This window comes from Ruania suaedae, from assembly GCF_021049265.1.
Lineage (GTDB): Bacteria > Actinomycetota > Actinomycetes > Actinomycetales > Beutenbergiaceae > Ruania > Ruania suaedae.
In genome coordinates this window covers 2,442,057-2,459,621 of the sequence record NZ_CP088018.1, presented here as the reverse complement: position 1 = coordinate 2,459,621, position 17,565 = coordinate 2,442,057, and the positions used below count along the sequence as shown (strand labels likewise).

Below are 17,565 nucleotides of genomic sequence, written 5' to 3'. Positions count from 1 at the left end.
TCAGTAGACCATCTGCATCGCTCGGCGGACCTCGTCGAGCGTGGCCCCCGCGATCTCGTTCGCCCGCTCGTTGCCCCGGCGCAGGACCTCGTCCACGGCGCCGGGGTCGGCCTCGAGCTCGCGGCGGCGCGCGCGGATGGGCCGCAGGTGCTCGTTCACTGCCTCGGTGACCAGCTTCTTCAGCCCGCCGCCGCCGCCGTCACCGATCTCGGCGGCGATCTGCGCCGGCTCGCGCCCGGTCATCTCGGCCGCGATGAGCAGCAGGTTCGCGACCTCGGGGCGCGCCTCGGGGTCGTAGGTGATGACCCGGTCGGAGTCGGTGACGGCACGCTTGAGCTGCTTGGCGGTCTCGTCCTCGGTCATCGCCAGCTCGATCGTGTTGCGCCGGGACTTCGACATCTTCTGCCCGTCCACGCCGAGCACGTTCGTGGCCTGCGTGAGGAGCGCGTCGGGAGAGGGGAACACCGTCTCACCACCGGCGTAGCGCTCGTTGAACCGGCGCGCGATCACCCGGGTGAGCTCCAGGTGGGGCAGCTGGTCCTTGCCCACCGGCACCAGGTTGCCCTTGCAGAACAGGATGTCGGCGGCCTGGTGCACCGGATAGGTCAGCAGCAACCCACTCATCGGCCGCCCGCCGGTGGCCTCGAACTCGGCCTTCACGGTGGGGTTGCGACGCAGCTCGGAGTCGGTGACGAGCGAGAGGAACGGCAGCATCAGCTGGTTCAGGGCCGGCACCGCCGAGTGCGCGAACACCGTGGTGCGCGCCGGATCGATCCCGATGGCCAGGTAGTCGGTCACGAGGTCGCGCACCCGCTCGGCGATCGGCCCGGCGTCGTCGCGGTCGGTGATCACCTGGTAGTCGGCCACCAGCAGCATCGTCTCGACGCCGAGGTTCTGCAGGCGCACCCGGTTGCGCAGCGTGCCCAGGTAGTGCCCCAGGTGCAGCCGCCCGGTGGGTCGGTCGCCCGTGAGCACCCGCAGCCCCGAGGGGTCGGTGGCCAGCTGCGCCTCGATCTCGGCGCTGCGCGTCACGGCGGCGGCCAGCGACCGGTCGATGGTGGCCTCGGTGCTCAACTCGTCGGTCGGCATATCGGGTGCGGGGGAGACGTCGGAACTCACCTGCCCATCCTAGGAGCACGCGCGATCCTCAGATGGCCCCGCCGGCGACCTTCCCGGTGAGCAGGCATCCACCGAGGAAGGTGCCCTCCAGCGCCCGGTGCCCGTGCACCCCTCCGCCTCCGAAGCCGGCGGCCTCCCCGACGGCGTAGAGCCCGGGCAGCACGCTGCCGTCACTGCGCAGCACCCTCGTCTGGGTGTCGGTGTGCACCCCTCCCAGGCTCTTGCGCGTGAGCACCCGCAGCCGGACGGCGAGCAACGGCCCGTCCTTGGCCTCCGTCAGCGGCCGCGGGGGCGCTACCCGCATCCGCTTGTCGACCACGTAGCGGCGGGCGTGGTGGATGGCCGTGAGCTGCGGGTCCCGGCCCAGGCCGCTGCGCACCTGGGCGTCGCGGGCCTCGACGAGCCGCGCCAGCTCGGTCGGGTCGATGGCCTCATCGCCCACGAGGGCGTTCATGCCGGCCGCCAGGTCCGCCGGGGTGCGGCCCCACACGAAGTCGGGGGAGTGGTCGGCGATGTCTGCCACCGGGCCCACCGACCCGGGCAGCAGGCGGCGGCTGAGCAGTCGCAGGTCCTTGCCCGTCAGGTCCGGGTTCTGGTCCGAGCCGGAGAGGGCGAACTCGGTCTCCATGATGGCCTTGTTGAGCAGGAACCAGCTGTGCTCGTGCCCGTGGCGGGTCAGGTGCTGCAGCGCCCCCAGCGCGTCGAAGCCGGGGAACAGCGGTGCCGGCAGCCGGTGGCCCGCGGAGTCCAGCCACAGCGAGCTCGGGCCGGGCAGGATGCGCACGCCGTGCCCGCTCCAGACCGGGTGCTGCATGGCGATGCCCTCGGGGTAGTGCCACATCCGGCCGGCGTGCACGGTGGCGGCGCCGGCGGCGCGGGCTGCGTCGAGCCCTTTGCCGTCGGTGGCATCCGGGACGCCGGAGAGCAGCACCTCGGGCAGACGTCCGGCCTCATCCGGCCAGGTGGAGCGGACGGCGTCGTGGTTGCCGCCGTTGCCACCGGTGGCCAGCACCACCGCTCCGGCGCTGAGCTCGACCGAGGCGGTCACCTCCCGGGAGGAGCGCGCGCCCCGGCCGGTGGCCGCCGGCGTGAGCTGGTCCGCGCGCACGCCGGTGACCGCGCCGTCGGTGAGGACCAGGGAGGTGACGCGGTGGCGGAAGCGCACGTCCAGCAGGCCCTCGTCCCGTGCTGCGCGGGCCTCGGCCAGGAACGGGGCGAGCACCCCGGGCCCGGTGCCCCAGGTCACGTGGAACCGGGGTACGGAGTTCGTGCCGCGCTCGGCCCACTGCACCAGGGGGAACCACCGCACCCCGAGCTCGTGCAGCCACGCGCGCATGGGTCCGGCGGCGAATTCCACGAACATCTGCGCCCAGGAGTAGCCGGCGGCGTCGGGCCCCTCGCCGCGGTCGGCGCCGGGCGCGAAATCGGCGGCATCGAGCCAGTCCGCGAACGCCAGGTCGGCGCGGTCCCGCACCCCGAGCCGGCGCTGTTCGGGGGAGTCCACCAGGAACAGCCCACCGAAGCTCCAGTGCGCCTGACCACCCATCGACGCGGCCGGCTCGGCGTCCAGCAGCAGCACCCGCTCACCCCGCCTGGTGAGCTCGGTGGCGGTCACCAGCCCGGCGAGGCCGGCGCCGACGACGATGACGTCGGTGTCACTCATGCCCGAACCCTACCCGGGGTGGTCCGGGGAGCTCAGGTACACCCGCATGCTCAGCTCCGGCACGGTCACCGTGGTGCCGGCATCGGCCCGCTCACACTCGCCGGGTGGGGTCTCCTGCGCGGAGTCCCACACCAGGGTGAACTCCTCGCCGCCGGCGCTGGTCAGCGTGACGCGCACCGGGTTCGCGGCGCCGTTGATCACCACGAGGGCGTCGCGACCGACCTCGGGCAGCTGCGGACGCCGGTACATCTGCAGCACCCGGCGGTGCACGTCGTGCCACCGCTCGACGCTCATCGAGGCGCCGTGCTCGTCGTACCAGGCCAGTCCCGGGTGCACCGGGTCGGGCCGTTCGAACCGTCCCGGTCGCAGCGCGGGGTGCTCGCGTCGCAGCGTCAGCAGGTGCCGCGTCGTGGCCAGCAGCTCCTCCTGCCAGGGTGCCAGGTCCCAGTCCACCCAGACGCTCTCGTCGTCGAGGCAGTAGGCGTTGTTGTTGCCGTGCTGGGTGCGGCCCAGCTCGTCCCCCGCGGTGAGCATCGGGGTGCCCGAGGCGAGCAGCAGCGTGCCGAGCACATTGCGCATGGTGCGGCGCCGGTGGGCGAGGATCTCGGCATCGTCGGTGACGCCCTCGACCCCGTGGTTCCAGGAGATGTTGTGATCACTGCCGTCCCGGTTCTCCTCACCGTTGGCCTCGTTGTGCTTGTGGTCGTAGGCGACGAGGTCGGCAAGGGTGAAGCCGTCGTGGGCGGTGACGTAGTTGATGGAGGCGACCGGCCCACGCCCGTCCGGCGCCGGGTGGTGGGAGAACATGTCGGCCGAACCGGCCAGCCGGGTGGCCACATCGCGCAGGTCGTTGCCGCTGTGCCCGTGCACCGCAGCGGCGGCGTCGGCGATCCAGAAGGTGCGGATCGCGTCCCGGAAGCGGTCGTTCCACTCGGCCATCGGGGCGGGGAACTGCCCGGTACGCCATCCGTCGGGCCCGATGTCCCACGGTTCGGCGATCAGTTTCAGACGGGCGAGCTCCGGGTCCGCGCCCAGGGCCACGAGGAAGGGGTGGTCGGCCTCGAACCGCTCCCGTCGCCGTCCGAGGGTGACGGCCAGGTCGAAGCGGAACCCGTCCACACCGACCTCCTGCGACCAGTACCGCAGCGAGTCCAGTGCCATCCGCACCACCGCGGGGCTGCGGAAGTCGAGGGAATTACCGGTCCCGGTCACATCGAGGTACCGGGTGTGGCCGATGCCCTCGTGCAGGTAGTAGCCGGCGCCGTCCAGGCCCCGCCAGGACACCAGCGGACCGTCCAGGCCGCTCTCGCAGGTGTGGTTGTAGACGACGTCGAGGATGACCTCCAGGCCCGCCTCGTGCAGGAGCGAGACCATCCCCTTGACCTCCGCGAGCACGGCTGCCGGCCCCGCCTCCTGGGCGGCCGCCGTCGCGTAGGAGGGCTCGGGGGCGAAGAAGGACAGCGTGTTGTAGCCCCAGTAGTTGCTCATGCCCCGCTGCGTCAGCGCGGGTTCGCTCACCTTCGCGTGGATGGGGAGCAGTTCGACGGCGGTGACACCCAGGTCCTTCAGGTAGGCCACGGTCTCGGGGTGGGCCAGGCCCGCGTAGGTGCCGCGCAGGTGCTCGGGCACACCCGGCAGGCGCTGCGTCAGCCCGCGCACGTGCGCCTCGTAGACCACCGTGGTCTCCCAGGGCGTGCGCGGGTGGTGGGCGGCGTCGTCGGCGGCATCGTCGAGGACCACGCCGAGCGGGACGTGGCCGATGACCCCGCGCGCATACGGGTCCAGCAGGAGCTTGTCGGGGTTGTGCCACAGGCCGTGGCTCGGTTCCCACGGCCCGTGCACCCGCAGCCCGTACGCCTGCCCAGCCCGAACCCCTGGGACGACGCCCGCCCACCGGCCCCATCGCGCGCGGTGCAGGCGCACGCGCCGCTCCTGCCAGGTGCCGTCCGGGTTCGCCTCGAGCAGGCACAGGTCGACGGCGGTGGCTCGCGGGGCGTGCACCAGCACCTCGACGCCCTCGGCGCACAGGTGCACCCCGAACCGGTGCGGTTCGTCGGCGCACCGGCGGGCAGCGGTGGGTGCGGCGGCGTGCTCGAGCACTGCGGAAGTGGTCATGATGTGGTCCACGATCGGGAGAAGTTGCCGGTGATGCCGCCAGGGGTGGCAGGCTGGGCGTATGCGAATCGTAGTGTGCGTGAAGCATGTGCCCGAGCTGGAGTCCGCCCGTGCCTTCTCGGCCGAGGGGCGGACCGTGCGTTCCACCGAGGACGGCACGCTGAACGAGGTGGACGAGAACGCCGTCGAGGCCGCTCTCTCCCTGGGCGGCGATGAGGTCATCGCCGTGACCGTCGGCCCGGCGCCCGCCGTCGATGCGGTGCGCCGCGCCCTGCAGATGGGCGCCGACCGCGGTGTGCACGTGCTCGACGACGCCCTCGCCGGTGCCGACTACGCCGCCACCGCCACGGCGCTCGCGGCCGCCGTGCGTTCGCTCGGGCCGGTGGACGCCGTGGTGACCGGGATGGCTGCGCTCGACGGGCTCGGCGCGGTGGTGCCCTCGCTGCTGGCCGCCGAGCTCGACCTGCCGCAGCTGACGGTCGCCCACGAGGTCACCCACGCCGACGGTGTGGTCACGATCGAGCGGGAGGTGGCCGGTGCCACCGAGACCTGGCGCGCTCCGCTGCCGGTGGTGCTCTCGGTGACCGATGTGGCGAACAGCCCGCGGCTGCCGAAGATGAAGGAGATCCTCGCGGCCCGGACCAAGGAGGTCGCCACCGTCTCCCTGGCCGATCTCTCGCTCGAGGTGGGCGACGTCGCCTCCCGCACCCAGGTGCTCGAGGCGTCGCAGCGTCCGCCCCGCCCCGGGCCGCAGCTGGTGACCGACGACGACGGTCAGGGCGGGCGCAAGCTGGCCGAGTACCTCATCTCCGAAGGGCTGATCTGATGGCGACGGCACTGGTCTATCTCGACGGCGACCCGCGCGAGAGCGCACTCGAGGCGGTGACGCTGGCCCGGCAGGTGGGCGAGGTCGTCGCCGTGACGCCCGCGGCGCTCGGTGAGGACGCCGCGCGGACCCTGGGGCGCTACGGCGTTGCGCGACTGGTCCATCTGGAGACCGGCGGGGTCGCGCTCGACGCACCGGCCGCCGTCGGGCAGGCGCTCGCGGACGCGGCCACGCAGCTCGGCGCCACGGCGGTGCTGCTCGGCTCCACCTTCGCCACGAAGGAGATCGCCGCCCACGCTGCGCACCACCTGCGCGCGGGGCTGCTGATCGACGTCGGCGACCTGAGGGTGCACGAGGGGCGGCTGGCCGGATCCAAGCGTGCCTTCGGCGGCACCTGGGACACGAGCTGCGCCGTCACCACCGAGTGCGGCGTGGCCACGGTGCGTCCCAACGCCGTGCAGGCCGAGCCGGTCGCGACCCCGGCCGAGGTGCAGACCGGCGCCCTGACCGTGACCGCGGCTGTCCCGGCCGGGCTGGAGCTGGTGGGCAGGCAGGAGCACGCCGGCGAGGGCGGTCGTCCGCCGTTGGCTGAGGCGGCCGTCGTGGTGGCGGCCGGGCGCGGGACGTTCGGCGACTTCGACGCCGTGCACGAGCTCGCGGACGCGCTGGGTGCCGCGGTGGGGACCACCCGCGACTGCGTGGACGAGGGGTGGCTGCCGCACGACGCGCAGGTCGGCCAGACCGGGGTGACGGTGGCGCCGCGGCTGTACATCGGTGCCGGGATCTCCGGCGCCCCGCACCACATCGGCGGGATGTCGGCCTCCCAGACGATCGTGGCCATCAACATCGACGCCGAGGCGCCGCTGGTGGAGATGGCCGACTTCGCCGTGGTGGGTGACCTGGCCTCCGTGCTCACCGACGCGGCCGAGGCGATCCGTGAGCATCGAGGCGGTGCGTAGCCGCACCACCTGGGCCCAGCTTCCCGACGGCGTCCGGGCGCTGGTCTCCGAGCGCACTGGGCCTGTGGTCACCGCGACCAGTCACGAGGGCGGGTACAGCCCGGGGATGGCCGCCACGCTGGTGACCGAGGGCGGTGACCGGGTGTTCGTGAAGGTCGCCTCCCGGGTGCAGAACGAGTTCAGTGCGGAGTTGTACCGGCGTGAGGCAGCCGTCAACGAGGCGTTACGCCCGGTGGCCGGCCAGTTGCCGGCGCCGGCGTTCCGGTGGTCGGCGGAGCTGGAGACCGGCGGGAACACCTGGGTGATGCTGGCCTTCGATGCCGCCGACGGGCCCGGGCCAGGGATTCCCTGGCAGCCAGGGGATCTGGCTGAGGCGCTGGACCTGGTGGCGGCGGTGGGCCGGGTGGCGGCGCCCGAGGACCCGGCGATCGAGTCGATCAGTGCGCTGGAGTTCGGGGAGTGGGCCGCGCTGGAGCTCGCGCCGGCGTCGCTGCTGGACTCGGTGGGCGAGGCAGCCGGCTGGCTCGCGCCCCGGCTGGAGCAGCTCGCCGGCCTGGCCGCGCAGTGGCCGGAGGCGACTGAGGGGACGGCGTTGGTCCATCACGACCTGCGGGCGGACAACATGGTGCGCTCGGGTGGCCGCCTGCTGGCGGTGGACTGGCCGTACGCCTCGCGGGGTGTGCCGTGGCTGGATCTGCTCGGGATGCTGCCCTCGGTGGCGCTCGAGGGTGGGGGCGAGCCGGAGGAGTTGTTCACGGGTCGTCCCGTGGGCGCGGCGGCCGATCCCGGCGCGGTGACCGTGGCGGTGGCCGCCCTGACGGGGATGTTCCTGCATCGCTCGCTGCAGCCGCCTCCGGCCGGTATCCCGCACCTGCGCGGCTTCCAGAGGGACCAGGGTCTGGTGGGGGTGCGGTGGTTGCAGGAGCGGCTCAGGTGAGCATCGAAACGTAGACTGACTAGCTGTGATCACCTACCTCGACCACGCGGCGACGACCCCGGTGCGACCGGGGGCGGCGGCTGCGTATGCCGAGGCGCTGGAGCAGGTGGGCAACCCCTCCTCCTTGCACGCGGCCGGGCGCTCGGCTCGCCGGCTGGTTGAGGAGGCCCGGGAGTCCATCGCGGCCGACCTGGGCGCCCACCCGACAGAGGTGATCGTCACTGCCGGTGGAACCGAGGCCGACAACCTCGCCGTCCAGGGCATCTGGCGTGCCCGCGCCACGGACACCCGGCGCGGACTGGTGAGCTCCGCCGTCGAGCATCCTGCGGTGCAGGAGAGCGCGCAGTGGCTCGCCGCCCATGAGCGGGCCGACCTGACCGAGGTGGGTGTGGACGAGGCGGGGCGCCTGGACCTCGACGCTCTGACGGATGCGGTGACCGAGCGCACCGCCGCCGTGTCGGTGATGTGGGCCAACAACGAGGTGGGCACGCTGCAGCCGATCTCGGAGGTGGTCGAGGCGGCCGGTCGTTGGGCTGTGCCGGTGCACACCGATGCGGTGCAGGCCGTCGGCCAGGTGCCGGTCGACTTCGCTGCCAGCGGTGTCGATGCGCTGACGGTGTCCGGCCACAAGCTCGGTGCCCCGATCGGGATCGGGGCGCTGCTCGCGCGCCGGGAGCTGGGGCTGACGCCTCTGCTGCACGGGGGCGGGCAGGAGCGGTCGGTGCGGTCCGGGACGATCCCGGTGCCGGCCATCCGGGCGTTCGCTGTTGCGCTCCACGAGGCGGTGACGGCACGTGAGAGCGAGGCCGCGCGCCTGGCCGGACTGCGGGACCGGATGATGGCGGGCGTGCTGGCGATCCCGGACGTGCACCTGAGCGGGCCCGAGGGGGAGGGCCGGCTGCCCGGGAACCTGCACGTGCGGGTCGACGGCGCCGATGCCGATGCGTTGTTGTTCGCGCTCGACGCGGCCGGGGTGTGTGCGTCGTCGGGGTCGGCGTGCCAGGCGGGGGTGCAACAGCCCTCGCACGTGCTGGCTGCCATGGGGGCCGACGACGGCGCAGCCCGCTCCGGTCTGCGCCTCACCCTGGGGTGGACCTCGAGCGAGCAGGATGTGGACACGGTGCTCGCGGTGCTGCCGCGGGTGGTGGAGCAGGCGCGGGCGGCGTACCGGCCGCGCAGGACGCGTGATGTGAAGGTGGGTGCCTGATGCGGGTGCTGGCAGCACTCTCCGGAGGAGTGGACTCGGCGGTGGCGGCGGCCCGGGCGGTCGACGCCGGTCACGACGTGGTGGGCGTGCACATGGCGCTCTCGCGCTCGCGTGCCCAGCACCGCAACGGCTCGCGCGGATGCTGCTCGATCGAGGACGCCTCGGACGCGAGGCGAGCTGCGGATGTGCTGGGCATCCCGTACTACGTGTGGGACCTCTCGGAGGAGTTCGAGGACACGGTGGTCGCGGACTTCCTGTCCGAGTACGCAGCCGGACGGACGCCGAACCCCTGCGTGCGGTGCAACCAGCACATCAAGTTCGACGCGCTGCTCGATCGTGGGCTGGCGCTCGGCTTCGACGCCGTGGCCACGGGACACTACGCGCGGATCGTCGACGCTCCGCACGCGGGTGGGGTGCGGCGCGAACTGCATCGGGCGGGGGATGCCGAGAAGGATCAGTCCTATGTGCTGGCCGTGATGGGGGCGGACCGGCTCGCGCGGTCGTTGTTCCCGCTCGGTGAGGTGGCCAGCAAGGACCAGGTGCGAGCCGAGGCCGCCGAGCGTGGCCTGAGTGTCTCGGCGAAGCCGGACTCCTATGACATCTGCTTCGTGGCCGACGGCGACACTCAGGGCTTCCTGCGTGACCGGCTGGGGGCTGCGCCCGGTGAGGTCGTGGATGCTGACGGTGCCGTAGTGGGAGAGCATGACGGCGCCTATGCCTACACCGTCGGGCAGCGGCGCGGGCTGGGCCTGAACCGCCCGGCAGCCGACGGCAAGCCGCGGTATGTGCTGGAGGTGGACCCTAAGGCGAACCGCGTGGTGGTTGGGCCGAGCGAACTGCTTTCGGTCACCGAGATCTCTGCCGGCGAAGTGGTGTGGCTGGCCGATGACGTGCCGGCGGCAGAGTGGACGGACGTGAGCGTGCAGGTCCGTGCCCATGGGGAGCCGGTCGACTCGCGGGTCATGCTGCGCGACGGTGAACTGCTGACCGAGCTCGGGTCACCGCTGCGTGGCATTGCCCCGGGCCAGTCGATCGTGGTCTACCAGGGCTCACGGGTGCTCGGGCAGGGCAACATCGTCAAGGCCGGGCGTGGGGCGGCGCTGAGCGGGGTGTAGCGCGGAGTGGGCCCCTCGCCCGCACCTGTTCCGCGCACCAGTTCGCTGCCTCGTCTGCTCCACGCAGCGCCCTGATCGGCTGCCATTGAGCGTCCTGGACATGCCGGTGTCCCCGTCGACGGTGGTGGTCGGCGGGGTCCGGGGCGGGGTGATCAGAAGGGTGGCGGGTCGGTGCCGCCGGTGCTGCCGGGACCGCGCGCTGCTGGCGGCTGCCCGCGGGGAGGACGTGCCGGCATCGCCTTCGCGGCGGTGCGCATCGAGTCCAGGGCGCGTTGGCGCACCCGTGCGGTCGAGGTCGCTGCGGTCCCCGGTGAGCCGGGCAGGGGGAAGGTGCCGGCGGGGGTGACGAGATATGCCGCGCCGTCGGGACTGGCCCAGTGGTAGGTGCCGGGGGTGATCACCTGGTAGGTCCAGCCGGCATGGGTCTTGGCCCGGTGGTGGCGCCGGCACAGGGCGGCGAGGTTGGTCGAGGTGGTGGGTCCGCCGTGCTCGTACGGTTCGATGTGGTCCAGGTCGGCTGATCGGGCGGTGCGGTGGCAGTAGGGGAACTGGCACGTCCCGTCGCGCAGGATGACCTGCTCGCGCAGCCTGGGGCTGGCTTGATAGGTGGTGGCCGCGTACTCGGCGTTGAGGTCGATCACCGGCCGCACCAGCACCCGCCCGGCGGTGGCGCACCACGTGCGGACCTGTTCGGGGGTGATCGGGGAGCGGGTGTTCTCACACCGCCCCACACCAGAAGACTGCTCATCGAGGTCGGCGGCCGGCAGGTGCAGATACAGCAGCACCGTGCGCCCGCTCGCCCCTCCGGGCTCGCTACCCTCACTGGTCGCGGTCGCACCGGTCTGCCCAGTCCCACCGGCCTGGTCGGCACTGACCCCGGTGGTGTGCGGCAGGGTGGCCGGGGCCATGGTGTGTCCGCGGGCGAGGTCACCCAACGCGATGGACCTGCGTACGTCCTCGCTGGCACCGGGCATGAGGGCTTTCAACGCTGCTGCGCGGGCGGAGATGGCTGCTTCCAGGTCCAGTGCGTCGGCGAGGTCGAGGCCGCCGTCGATGCTGACCACGCTCATCGACCCGGGCTCTTGACCGTCACCGGCGCGGCCGAGGTGGATGTTCACCCGCCGCCCCTCCAACGCCGCCTCGCGGTCCCGCTCGGCCTGGTCGGGGTCGAACCTCGCCACCGCCGCAGCCACGGTGCGTTCGATCTGAGCCATCGAGCAGGTCCCGATCGTCCAGGCGACCTGGGCATCGACCCAGGCGGCACCAGCGGCGGGGAGCTTCTTGCTCAACCGCGCCACCGCCCTGGCCCGATGCACACTGACCTGCCCGGCCCGCACCCGGGACCACAGCACCGGCAACCGGTAGGCGAGCTCGACCACCCCGCCGACATAGTTCATGGCGGCCTCGTTCGACTGCCCCAACGCTGCGGCCAGGCGAGTGAACCCCAGATCCGACACCCACGGGGCGCCGTCCCCAGCCAGGCGCATCGGCTGCTCGGTGCCCGGCAGCCCCGGGTGGAGGTCTGGGTCGAAGACCGCGGTCCTGGTTGTCTCCTCCGGGTCCACGACCGACTCGCGCACCCACGCCAGCACCAGCTCCGCCCGCTCGACCTCCACCGCCCGAGCCGCGACCCCATTGGCCCGCACCGCGGCCAACAGTTCCTTCTCGGCCGGAGCCGAGAACGAGGAAACCGTGGCTGTCGATGTCATGAAAGAAGCCTCCCACCGACCACCGACACCGCCCCATCACCCCAGCTCAGAGCCCACATCGCATCGAATCGCCTACGATCCGGGGATGCTGAACGAGCCGAGGCCTGGAACGCGTCCGACGACCTCCGACGAGGGGCCGCACCGTCAGCTGGAGCAGCGCGCCCCCGCAGCCCTGTGGGGCGAATTGGTGGCCAGGGTCTTCCAGCTCGATGGCGTGGTGGAGGGCATCAGTCAGGTCTCGCCCCCGTCGTCACGGGCCGTCTTCTTCAGTGAGATGACTGTTGAGCGCGCTCCGGAGACCTCGTTGGCGCCGGGCGGACGCCTCGAGCCGGTGCATCTGCACGGCGTGGGCGACACCAGTATGCACGCGGTCCTGCCGGCGAACCGAGGAGCGGACCTCGTGCGGCTGGGCTGGGCCGAACCGCACCAGTACGCCGACCACGACACCGAGTTCATGATCTACGGCCCGCGCGATGCGAGCGAACTCGAGGCCGTTGTCACCGTGATCGACGAGAGCCTGAGTTTCGCCTACCCGGGCCGCTCGACCTGACTCGTCACTCCCTTACTGCGCATCCTCGGCCGCCAGCACCTCCGGCCTGGACCGGTGCCACCGCCAGAGCACCATCGCGAGCACGGCATACACGAGGCTCGTGAGCGCCAGGTGCAGCAGCGAGTCCGAGACCACCGGCACGATCACCCCGGCGAGCACGGCATTGCCGAACAGCGTTCCGAACGCCCCCAGCGAGGCCGCGGCACCGCGATCGTCCGGCGCCTGATCCAGGATCTCCAGGTTCAGCACCGGGAACATGGTGCCGATCGCCGTCGCGGCCAGCGGGGGAGCGAGCATCATCCACGGAAGCGAGGGCTGCCACGCGACGATGAACACGTTCACCGTGACAGCCACCAGTGCGGTCGCCATCGCCACGTCGATCAGCTGCCGGCGAGGCACCCTGTCCGCGGTGCGCCCGGAGATGAATGCTCCCGCCATGATCCCGCCGATCAGCGGCACGAACAGCACCCAGAAGTCCTGCTCGCCCAACCCCAAGAGGTCCACCACGATGATCGGCGCGGCAGCGATGTAGGTGAACTGAGCGCCGAAGGTGCAGGCAGTGACCAGGGCCAGCCGTACCACCGAACCCCGCGTCGCCACCCGGATCACCGCCCGCACGACGGACGGCGCGTTGAGGGGGCGACGCTCCGCCGTCGGGAGGGTTTCGGGGAGCACCACGGCCACGGTGACGGCCATGAGTACGCCGTAACCCGCGATCGCCCAGAAGATCGACTGCCAGGGCCCCACACTCAGCAACCATCCGCCCACCACGGGCGCGATCGCTGGCGCGACCGAGAAGATCATCATCACGTTCGACATCAGGCGCTGCGCCGCCGACCCGGAGAACAGGTCCCGGATCACCACCCGGCTGACGATCGTGGCGGCGCCGGCGAAACCGCCCTGCAGCAGCCGCCCCACCAGCATCACCGGCAGCGACGGCGCCAGGGCGCACAGGATCGTGGCCGCGGTGAAACCGAGCAAGCCGATGATCATCACCGGCTTGCGGCCCATGGCGTCCGAGATCGGGCCGTGGAAGATGCTCATGACGGCGAACGAGAGCAGGTAGAGGCTCGTCACCTGTTGCATGGCGGCCGTGTCGGCGCGGAAGTCGCCGCCCATCTGCTCGAACGCCGGGAACACGGTGTCGATCGTGAAGGGACCGATCATGGCCAAGCCGGCGAGCACGATCGTGAACAGGAGCCCGACCTTTTCGGGTGAGCCGGACCGCGAGCTGTCGCTGGGTCTTCGGCTCCTCACTCCTCCATCACATCACAGGGGAGACCGTGCTGCTCACTCCGCCGATGTCGGTGCCTCGGGCCACAATGGGGACCGTGAACGACGCATCGACCCCCACCGACGACGCCACGCTCGACCCTGCGGTCCGTTCGCGCTGGGACGAGCTCGCGGCCCAGGTGCGCCGCGCGCGTGAGGCGTATTACAACGAGGACAGCCAGCTGCTCTCCGACGCCGAGTTCGACGAATTGTTCCACGAGCTCGAGACGCTCGAGGCCGAGCACCCCGAGCTCCGCGACCCCGACTCGCCGACCCAGATGGTGGGAGGCTCGCGTTCGGCGCTGTTCGACCCGGTGGAGCACGCCGAGCGGATGCTCAGCCTCGACAACGTCTTCTCGGTGGTTGAGCTCACCGAGTGGGCCGCCAAGACCGCCGCCGCGGCCGCGCGCGCCCCGGCCTGGCTGTGTGAGCTCAAGATCGACGGCCTGGCGATCTCGTTGCGCTACGAACGCGGGCGTCTGACCAGTGCGGCCACCCGCGGCGACGGCCGCACGGGGGAGGACGTGACGATCAACGCCCTCCGGGTGGCCGGGATTCCGGAGCGGCTCGAGGGCACCGGGCACCCCGAGCTGGTGGAGGTGCGCGGCGAGGTGTTCATCCCCACCCAGTCGTTCGCGCAGCTGAACGACCTCCAGGCCGAGCTCCAGGAGCGGGCGGTGGAGGCGGCCCGGCAACGATGGCAGGCGCGCGCTGCGAGCAAGGCCGAGTTCGACGAGCAGCGTGAGGCGACCGCCGCTGCCCGCCGATTCCCCGCCTTCGCCAACCCGCGCAACGCCGCCAGCGGTGGTCTGCGCCAGCAGTTGGAGAAGAAGGCGGGCCTGGAACGTGAGGCCGGCGACGCCCGGGTGGCGGCGCTGCGGCTGTATGTCCACGGCATCGGCGCCTGGCCTCGCCCCCCGGTGGCCGCGCAGAGCGAGATCTACGACCTGCTCGCCGGGTGGGGACTACCCGTGAGCCCGTACTCGAAGGTCTGCAGCACCATCGAGGAGGTGGCGGCGTTCGTCGAGCACCATGGCGCTCACCGGCACGACGTCGAGCACGAGATCGACGGCGTGGTCGTCAAGGTCGACGAGCTCGCGCTGCACGAGGAGCTCGGCGCCACCAGCCGTGCCCCGCGCTGGGCGATCGCCTACAAGTACCCGCCCGAGGAGGTCCACACCACGCTGCTCGACATCGCCGTGGGCGTCGGGCGTACCGGGCGCGCCACCCCGTACGGCGTGATGGAACCGGTGCTCGTGGCCGGCAGCGTGGTGCGGCAAGCGACGCTGCACAACCAGGACGTGGTGCGTGCCAAGGGCGTGCTCATCGGGGACACGGTGGTGCTGCGCAAGGCCGGGGATGTGATCCCGGAGATCCTCGGGCCGGTCGTGGAGCTGCGGGACGGGAGCGAGCGCGAGTTCGTCATGCCTGCCGAGTGCCCCGAGTGCGGGACGGCGCTGCGGCCGATGAAGGAGGGGGACATCGATCTGCGGTGCCCCAACGCCGAGTCCTGCCCGGCGCAGGTGCGTGGCCGGGTCGAGCACATCGGCTCCCGCGGCGGCCTCGACATCGAGGCGCTCGGGGAGGTGACGGCGGCCGCCCTCACCCAGCCACGCGTGCCGCGGACCCCGCCGCTGGTGACCGAGGCCCGGCTGTTCGACCTCGCGATCGATGAACTCGTGCCGATCGAGGTGGTCGTCCGGGACGCCGAGACCGGCGAGCCCAAGACCGACGACGACGGCGAACCCTCCGTCCGCCGTCCGTTCCAGAAGACCGTCCGCAGGTACCCACCGGAGGCGGAGGGGATGACGGCGGCCGAGCGGCGTCAGGCCGGCCTCCGCCAGATCGAGCAGGTGGTGCCCTCGAGCCAGGCCGAGACGCTGATCGCCGAGCTGGAGAAGGCGAAGACCAAGGAGCTGTGGCGCCAGCTCGTCAGCCTCAACATCCGACACGTGGGCCCGGTCGCCGCCCGCGCGCTCGCCGAGTGGTTCGGATCCCTGGACGCCATCGAGAAGGCCGGCGAGGACGAGCTCGCGCAGGTGGAGGGCGTCGGTCCCGCGATCGCCGCGGCCGTCACCGAGTGGCTGACGGTGGACTGGCATCAGCAGGTGCTCAGCCAGTGGCGCGCGGCCGGCGTGCGCTTCGCGATCCCCGACCACCTCGGCCCCGGGGCCGCTCGGGAGGAGGGCCCGCTGACCGGCCTGACCGTGGTGGTGACCGGGTCGATGGAGCACTTCTCCCGCGACGGCGCGAAGGAGGCCATCATCGCCGCCGGAGGCAAGGCCGCCGGATCGGTCTCCAAGAAGACCGACTACGTGGTGGTCGGCCCGGGCGCCGGCTCGAAGGAGACCAAGGCGCGAGATCTCGGGTTGACCATCCTGGACGAAGCCGGTTTCCAGGCTTTGCTGGAGGGAGGGCCGGACGCCGTCGCCGACCGTGAGACGTGAGCGCATACTGGAACGATGATCAGCGACGACCTCGCCCGCGCCCTTCGAGATTCCGGCCTGCGCTGGGACCCGGCCCCGGGTGACCAGTTCCGCATCGAGGCCGAGGCGCTGTCCGAGGAGGTGTTCACGCTCTCGCACATGGTGATCGAACCGCGCACCTACGACACCGGCACCGTGCTCAACTTCAACGGCACCACCGAGTGGGCCCTCGACAACGTCGCCGCCGATGAAGCCCTCTGGCTTCCCCGCGAGGACCAGTTGCGCGAGTTGCTGGGCACCACTTTCGAGACGTTGCGCCGCACCGACTCCGGGTTCGAGGTGAGCGCGCGGGATACCGACGGCACCTCGCGCACCCACGCGGCCGCCGTCGTGGAGGACGCCTACGCCCACGCCGTGCTGGCTCTGGTCCGCCAGGCCACCCACTGACACACTCGAGCCATGCACCTGCAGGAGGCCCGCGCACACAAGGCTCACCTGGTCGGCGTCGCCGCCGAGGCACTCACGAATGTGGACGCGCGGGTGGCGGGAGCGCGCCCGGGCGGGCTGGCACTCGGGCTCGCCTCGCGGGAGAGCACGGGCGAACCCGACTACGCGATCGCCGTCCGGTACCTGGAGGAGGAACCCTGCCGCGCCGCGCTGAGCGCACTACGCCGGGAAGCCGAGGCCGAGCTGGACCTGCGCCACACCGGGCCGATCCGCGCGCTGAGCCAGCCGGCTGACCCGGCGCCGGAGGAGCTGCAGCAGCGCGTGCGCCCGCTGCGCCCCGGCCTGTCCCTCGCGCACCGGGACCTCACCGCCGGAACGCTCGGCGCCTTCGTCACCGACATCGACGGCGCCCTGTTCGCGCTGTCCAACTGGCATGTACTGGCAGGCTCCCCGCGCGCCGGCGCGGGCGATCCGGTGCTGCAGCCCGGCCCGCTCGACGGCGGCACACCGGCCGACCGGATCGGGGTGCTGGACGCCGTGATCCCGCTGCGCCCCGGTCAGGTCGCCACCGTGGATGCCGCCCTGGCGCGGCTCGAGGAGACGACCGTCGAGCCGCGCCACCCCGGCGGTACGGTCACCACCAGTGCCACCGCCCAGGGCGGCGAGCGCGTCACCAAGATCGGTAGGACGACGGGCGTGACCACCGGCCGGATCAGTGCGATCGAGCTCGATGAGGTGGTCGTCGACTACGGACCGGAGCTGGGTCAGCTGCGATTCGACAACCAGGTCGAGGTCGAAGGTGACAACGGCGACTTCTCCGCCGGCGGTGACTCCGGATCGCTGATCCACACCACCGACGGCGTCGCGCTCGGGCTGCTCTTCGCGGGATCTGAGACGGGCGGCCCGGGCGGGGCGGGGCTGACCTACGCCAACCCGATCGAGCTGGTCCTGGACGGCCTCGGGGTCCAGCTCTACCGGCAGGAGCCGGCGTGAGTACCGACCGGAGCCGCGCCACGGCTGCCAAGGCCCAGGTGGCCACCAGGCTCGCCGGCCACGACACGAGCGTCGGACTGCACGCCGAGGACGACGGCGGCTATGCGGTCCGCGTCAACGTCGCCTCCGAGCCGGTCGCCCAGGCGGTGCGGACGCTCCTCGGCGAGGAGGTCGAGGGTGTGCCGGTGCGGGTGCGGGTGGTGGGGCAGGTCGGAATGCGCTGAGGC

The 17,565-nt window shown here is 72.2% G+C and carries 15 protein-coding genes; 10 read left to right on the top strand and 5 right to left on the bottom strand.

The window, feature by feature from the left end; all coding sequences use genetic code 11:
• Genes trpS through glgX form a run of 3 tightly spaced genes read right to left on the bottom strand, consistent with a single transcriptional unit; the run spans position 1 to position 4,897 of the window.
• On the bottom strand, positions 1 to 1,089 hold the full coding sequence (gene trpS, locus LQF12_RS11325) for a tryptophan--tRNA ligase (RefSeq protein WP_231055590.1): 1,089 nt from the start codon (positions 1,087 to 1,089) through the stop codon (positions 1 to 3).
• 58 nt (positions 1,090 to 1,147) lie between these two features.
• Positions 1,148 to 2,782 carry an FAD-binding dehydrogenase gene (locus LQF12_RS11320; protein WP_231053040.1) on the bottom strand — a complete coding sequence of 545 codons (1,635 nt, stop codon included), beginning with the start codon at positions 2,780 to 2,782 and terminating at the stop codon, positions 1,148 to 1,150.
• A 9-nt stretch (positions 2,783 to 2,791) separates the two neighbouring features.
• Positions 2,792 to 4,897, bottom strand: coding sequence for a glycogen debranching protein GlgX (gene glgX, locus LQF12_RS11315; protein ID WP_231053039.1), 2,106 nt, complete (start codon positions 4,895 to 4,897; stop codon positions 2,792 to 2,794).
• Positions 4,898 to 4,976: 79 nt separating this feature from the next.
• Here glgX and LQF12_RS11310 point away from each other — a divergent pair, with 79 nt between their 5' ends.
• From LQF12_RS11310 to mnmA, 5 genes are read left to right on the top strand one after another with little or no spacing between them, the layout of a single operon-like run.
• Positions 4,977 to 5,723, top strand: a complete 747-nt coding sequence (locus LQF12_RS11310; RefSeq protein ID WP_354004670.1) for an electron transfer flavoprotein subunit beta/FixA family protein — start codon at positions 4,977 to 4,979, stop codon at positions 5,721 to 5,723.
• A complete protein-coding gene (locus tag LQF12_RS11305; protein WP_231053037.1) occupies positions 5,723 to 6,682 on the top strand; it encodes an electron transfer flavoprotein subunit alpha/FixB family protein in 960 nt (319 codons plus the stop codon). Before LQF12_RS11310 ends, LQF12_RS11305 begins: the two co-directional genes overlap by 1 nt.
• Positions 6,660 to 7,619, top strand: coding sequence for a phosphotransferase family protein (locus tag LQF12_RS11300; RefSeq protein WP_231053036.1), 960 nt, complete (start codon positions 6,660 to 6,662; stop codon positions 7,617 to 7,619). The genes LQF12_RS11305 and LQF12_RS11300 overlap by 23 nt, the downstream gene beginning before the upstream one ends.
• Positions 7,620 to 7,644: 25 nt before the next feature.
• Positions 7,645 to 8,826: a cysteine desulfurase family protein gene (locus LQF12_RS11295; protein ID WP_231053035.1), complete on the top strand. Its 1,182-nt coding sequence runs from the start codon at positions 7,645 to 7,647 to the stop codon at positions 8,824 to 8,826.
• The gene (gene mnmA, locus LQF12_RS11290) at positions 8,826 to 9,941 is read left to right on the top strand and encodes a tRNA 2-thiouridine(34) synthase MnmA (protein ID WP_231053034.1); all 1,116 of its coding nucleotides are present in this window, start codon (positions 8,826 to 8,828) and stop codon (positions 9,939 to 9,941) included. Before LQF12_RS11295 ends, mnmA begins: the two co-directional genes overlap by 1 nt.
• A 152-nt stretch (positions 9,942 to 10,093) precedes the next feature.
• Here mnmA and LQF12_RS11285 read toward each other — a convergent pair whose 3' ends face one another.
• Positions 10,094 to 11,650, bottom strand: coding sequence for an HNH endonuclease (locus tag LQF12_RS11285; protein ID WP_231053033.1), 1,557 nt, complete (start codon positions 11,648 to 11,650; stop codon positions 10,094 to 10,096).
• Positions 11,651 to 11,735: 85 nt separating this feature from the next.
• On the opposite strand from LQF12_RS11285, the gene LQF12_RS11280 reads away from it, so the two are divergent.
• Positions 11,736 to 12,200 carry a luciferase domain-containing protein gene (locus tag LQF12_RS11280; RefSeq protein WP_231053032.1) on the top strand — a complete coding sequence of 155 codons (465 nt, stop codon included), beginning with the start codon at positions 11,736 to 11,738 and terminating at the stop codon, positions 12,198 to 12,200.
• Between the two features lie 12 nt (positions 12,201 to 12,212).
• On the opposite strand, the gene LQF12_RS11275 is transcribed toward LQF12_RS11280, so the two are convergent.
• Positions 12,213 to 13,457: a multidrug effflux MFS transporter gene (locus tag LQF12_RS11275; RefSeq protein ID WP_231053031.1), complete on the bottom strand. Its 1,245-nt coding sequence runs from the start codon at positions 13,455 to 13,457 to the stop codon at positions 12,213 to 12,215.
• Between the two features lie 65 nt (positions 13,458 to 13,522).
• On the opposite strand from LQF12_RS11275, the gene ligA reads away from it, so the two are divergent.
• The 4 genes from ligA to LQF12_RS11255 are packed head-to-tail and all read left to right on the top strand — an operon-like array spanning position 13,523 to position 17,562.
• A complete protein-coding gene (ligA, locus tag LQF12_RS11270; protein ID WP_231055589.1) occupies positions 13,523 to 15,919 on the top strand; it encodes an NAD-dependent DNA ligase LigA in 2,397 nt (798 codons plus the stop codon).
• A gap of 15 nt (positions 15,920 to 15,934) precedes the next feature.
• Positions 15,935 to 16,345, top strand: a complete 411-nt coding sequence (locus tag LQF12_RS11265; protein ID WP_231053030.1) for a pilus assembly protein CpaE — start codon at positions 15,935 to 15,937, stop codon at positions 16,343 to 16,345.
• 12 nt (positions 16,346 to 16,357) lie between these two features.
• Entirely contained in the window at positions 16,358 to 17,338 is a 981-nt protein-coding gene (locus LQF12_RS11260) for a S1 family peptidase (protein ID WP_231053029.1), read from the top strand.
• On the top strand, positions 17,335 to 17,562 hold the full coding sequence (locus tag LQF12_RS11255) for a hypothetical protein (RefSeq protein ID WP_231053028.1): 228 nt from the start codon (positions 17,335 to 17,337) through the stop codon (positions 17,560 to 17,562). The genes LQF12_RS11260 and LQF12_RS11255 overlap by 4 nt, the downstream gene beginning before the upstream one ends.
• The last annotated feature ends 3 nt before the right edge of the window (positions 17,563 to 17,565 follow it).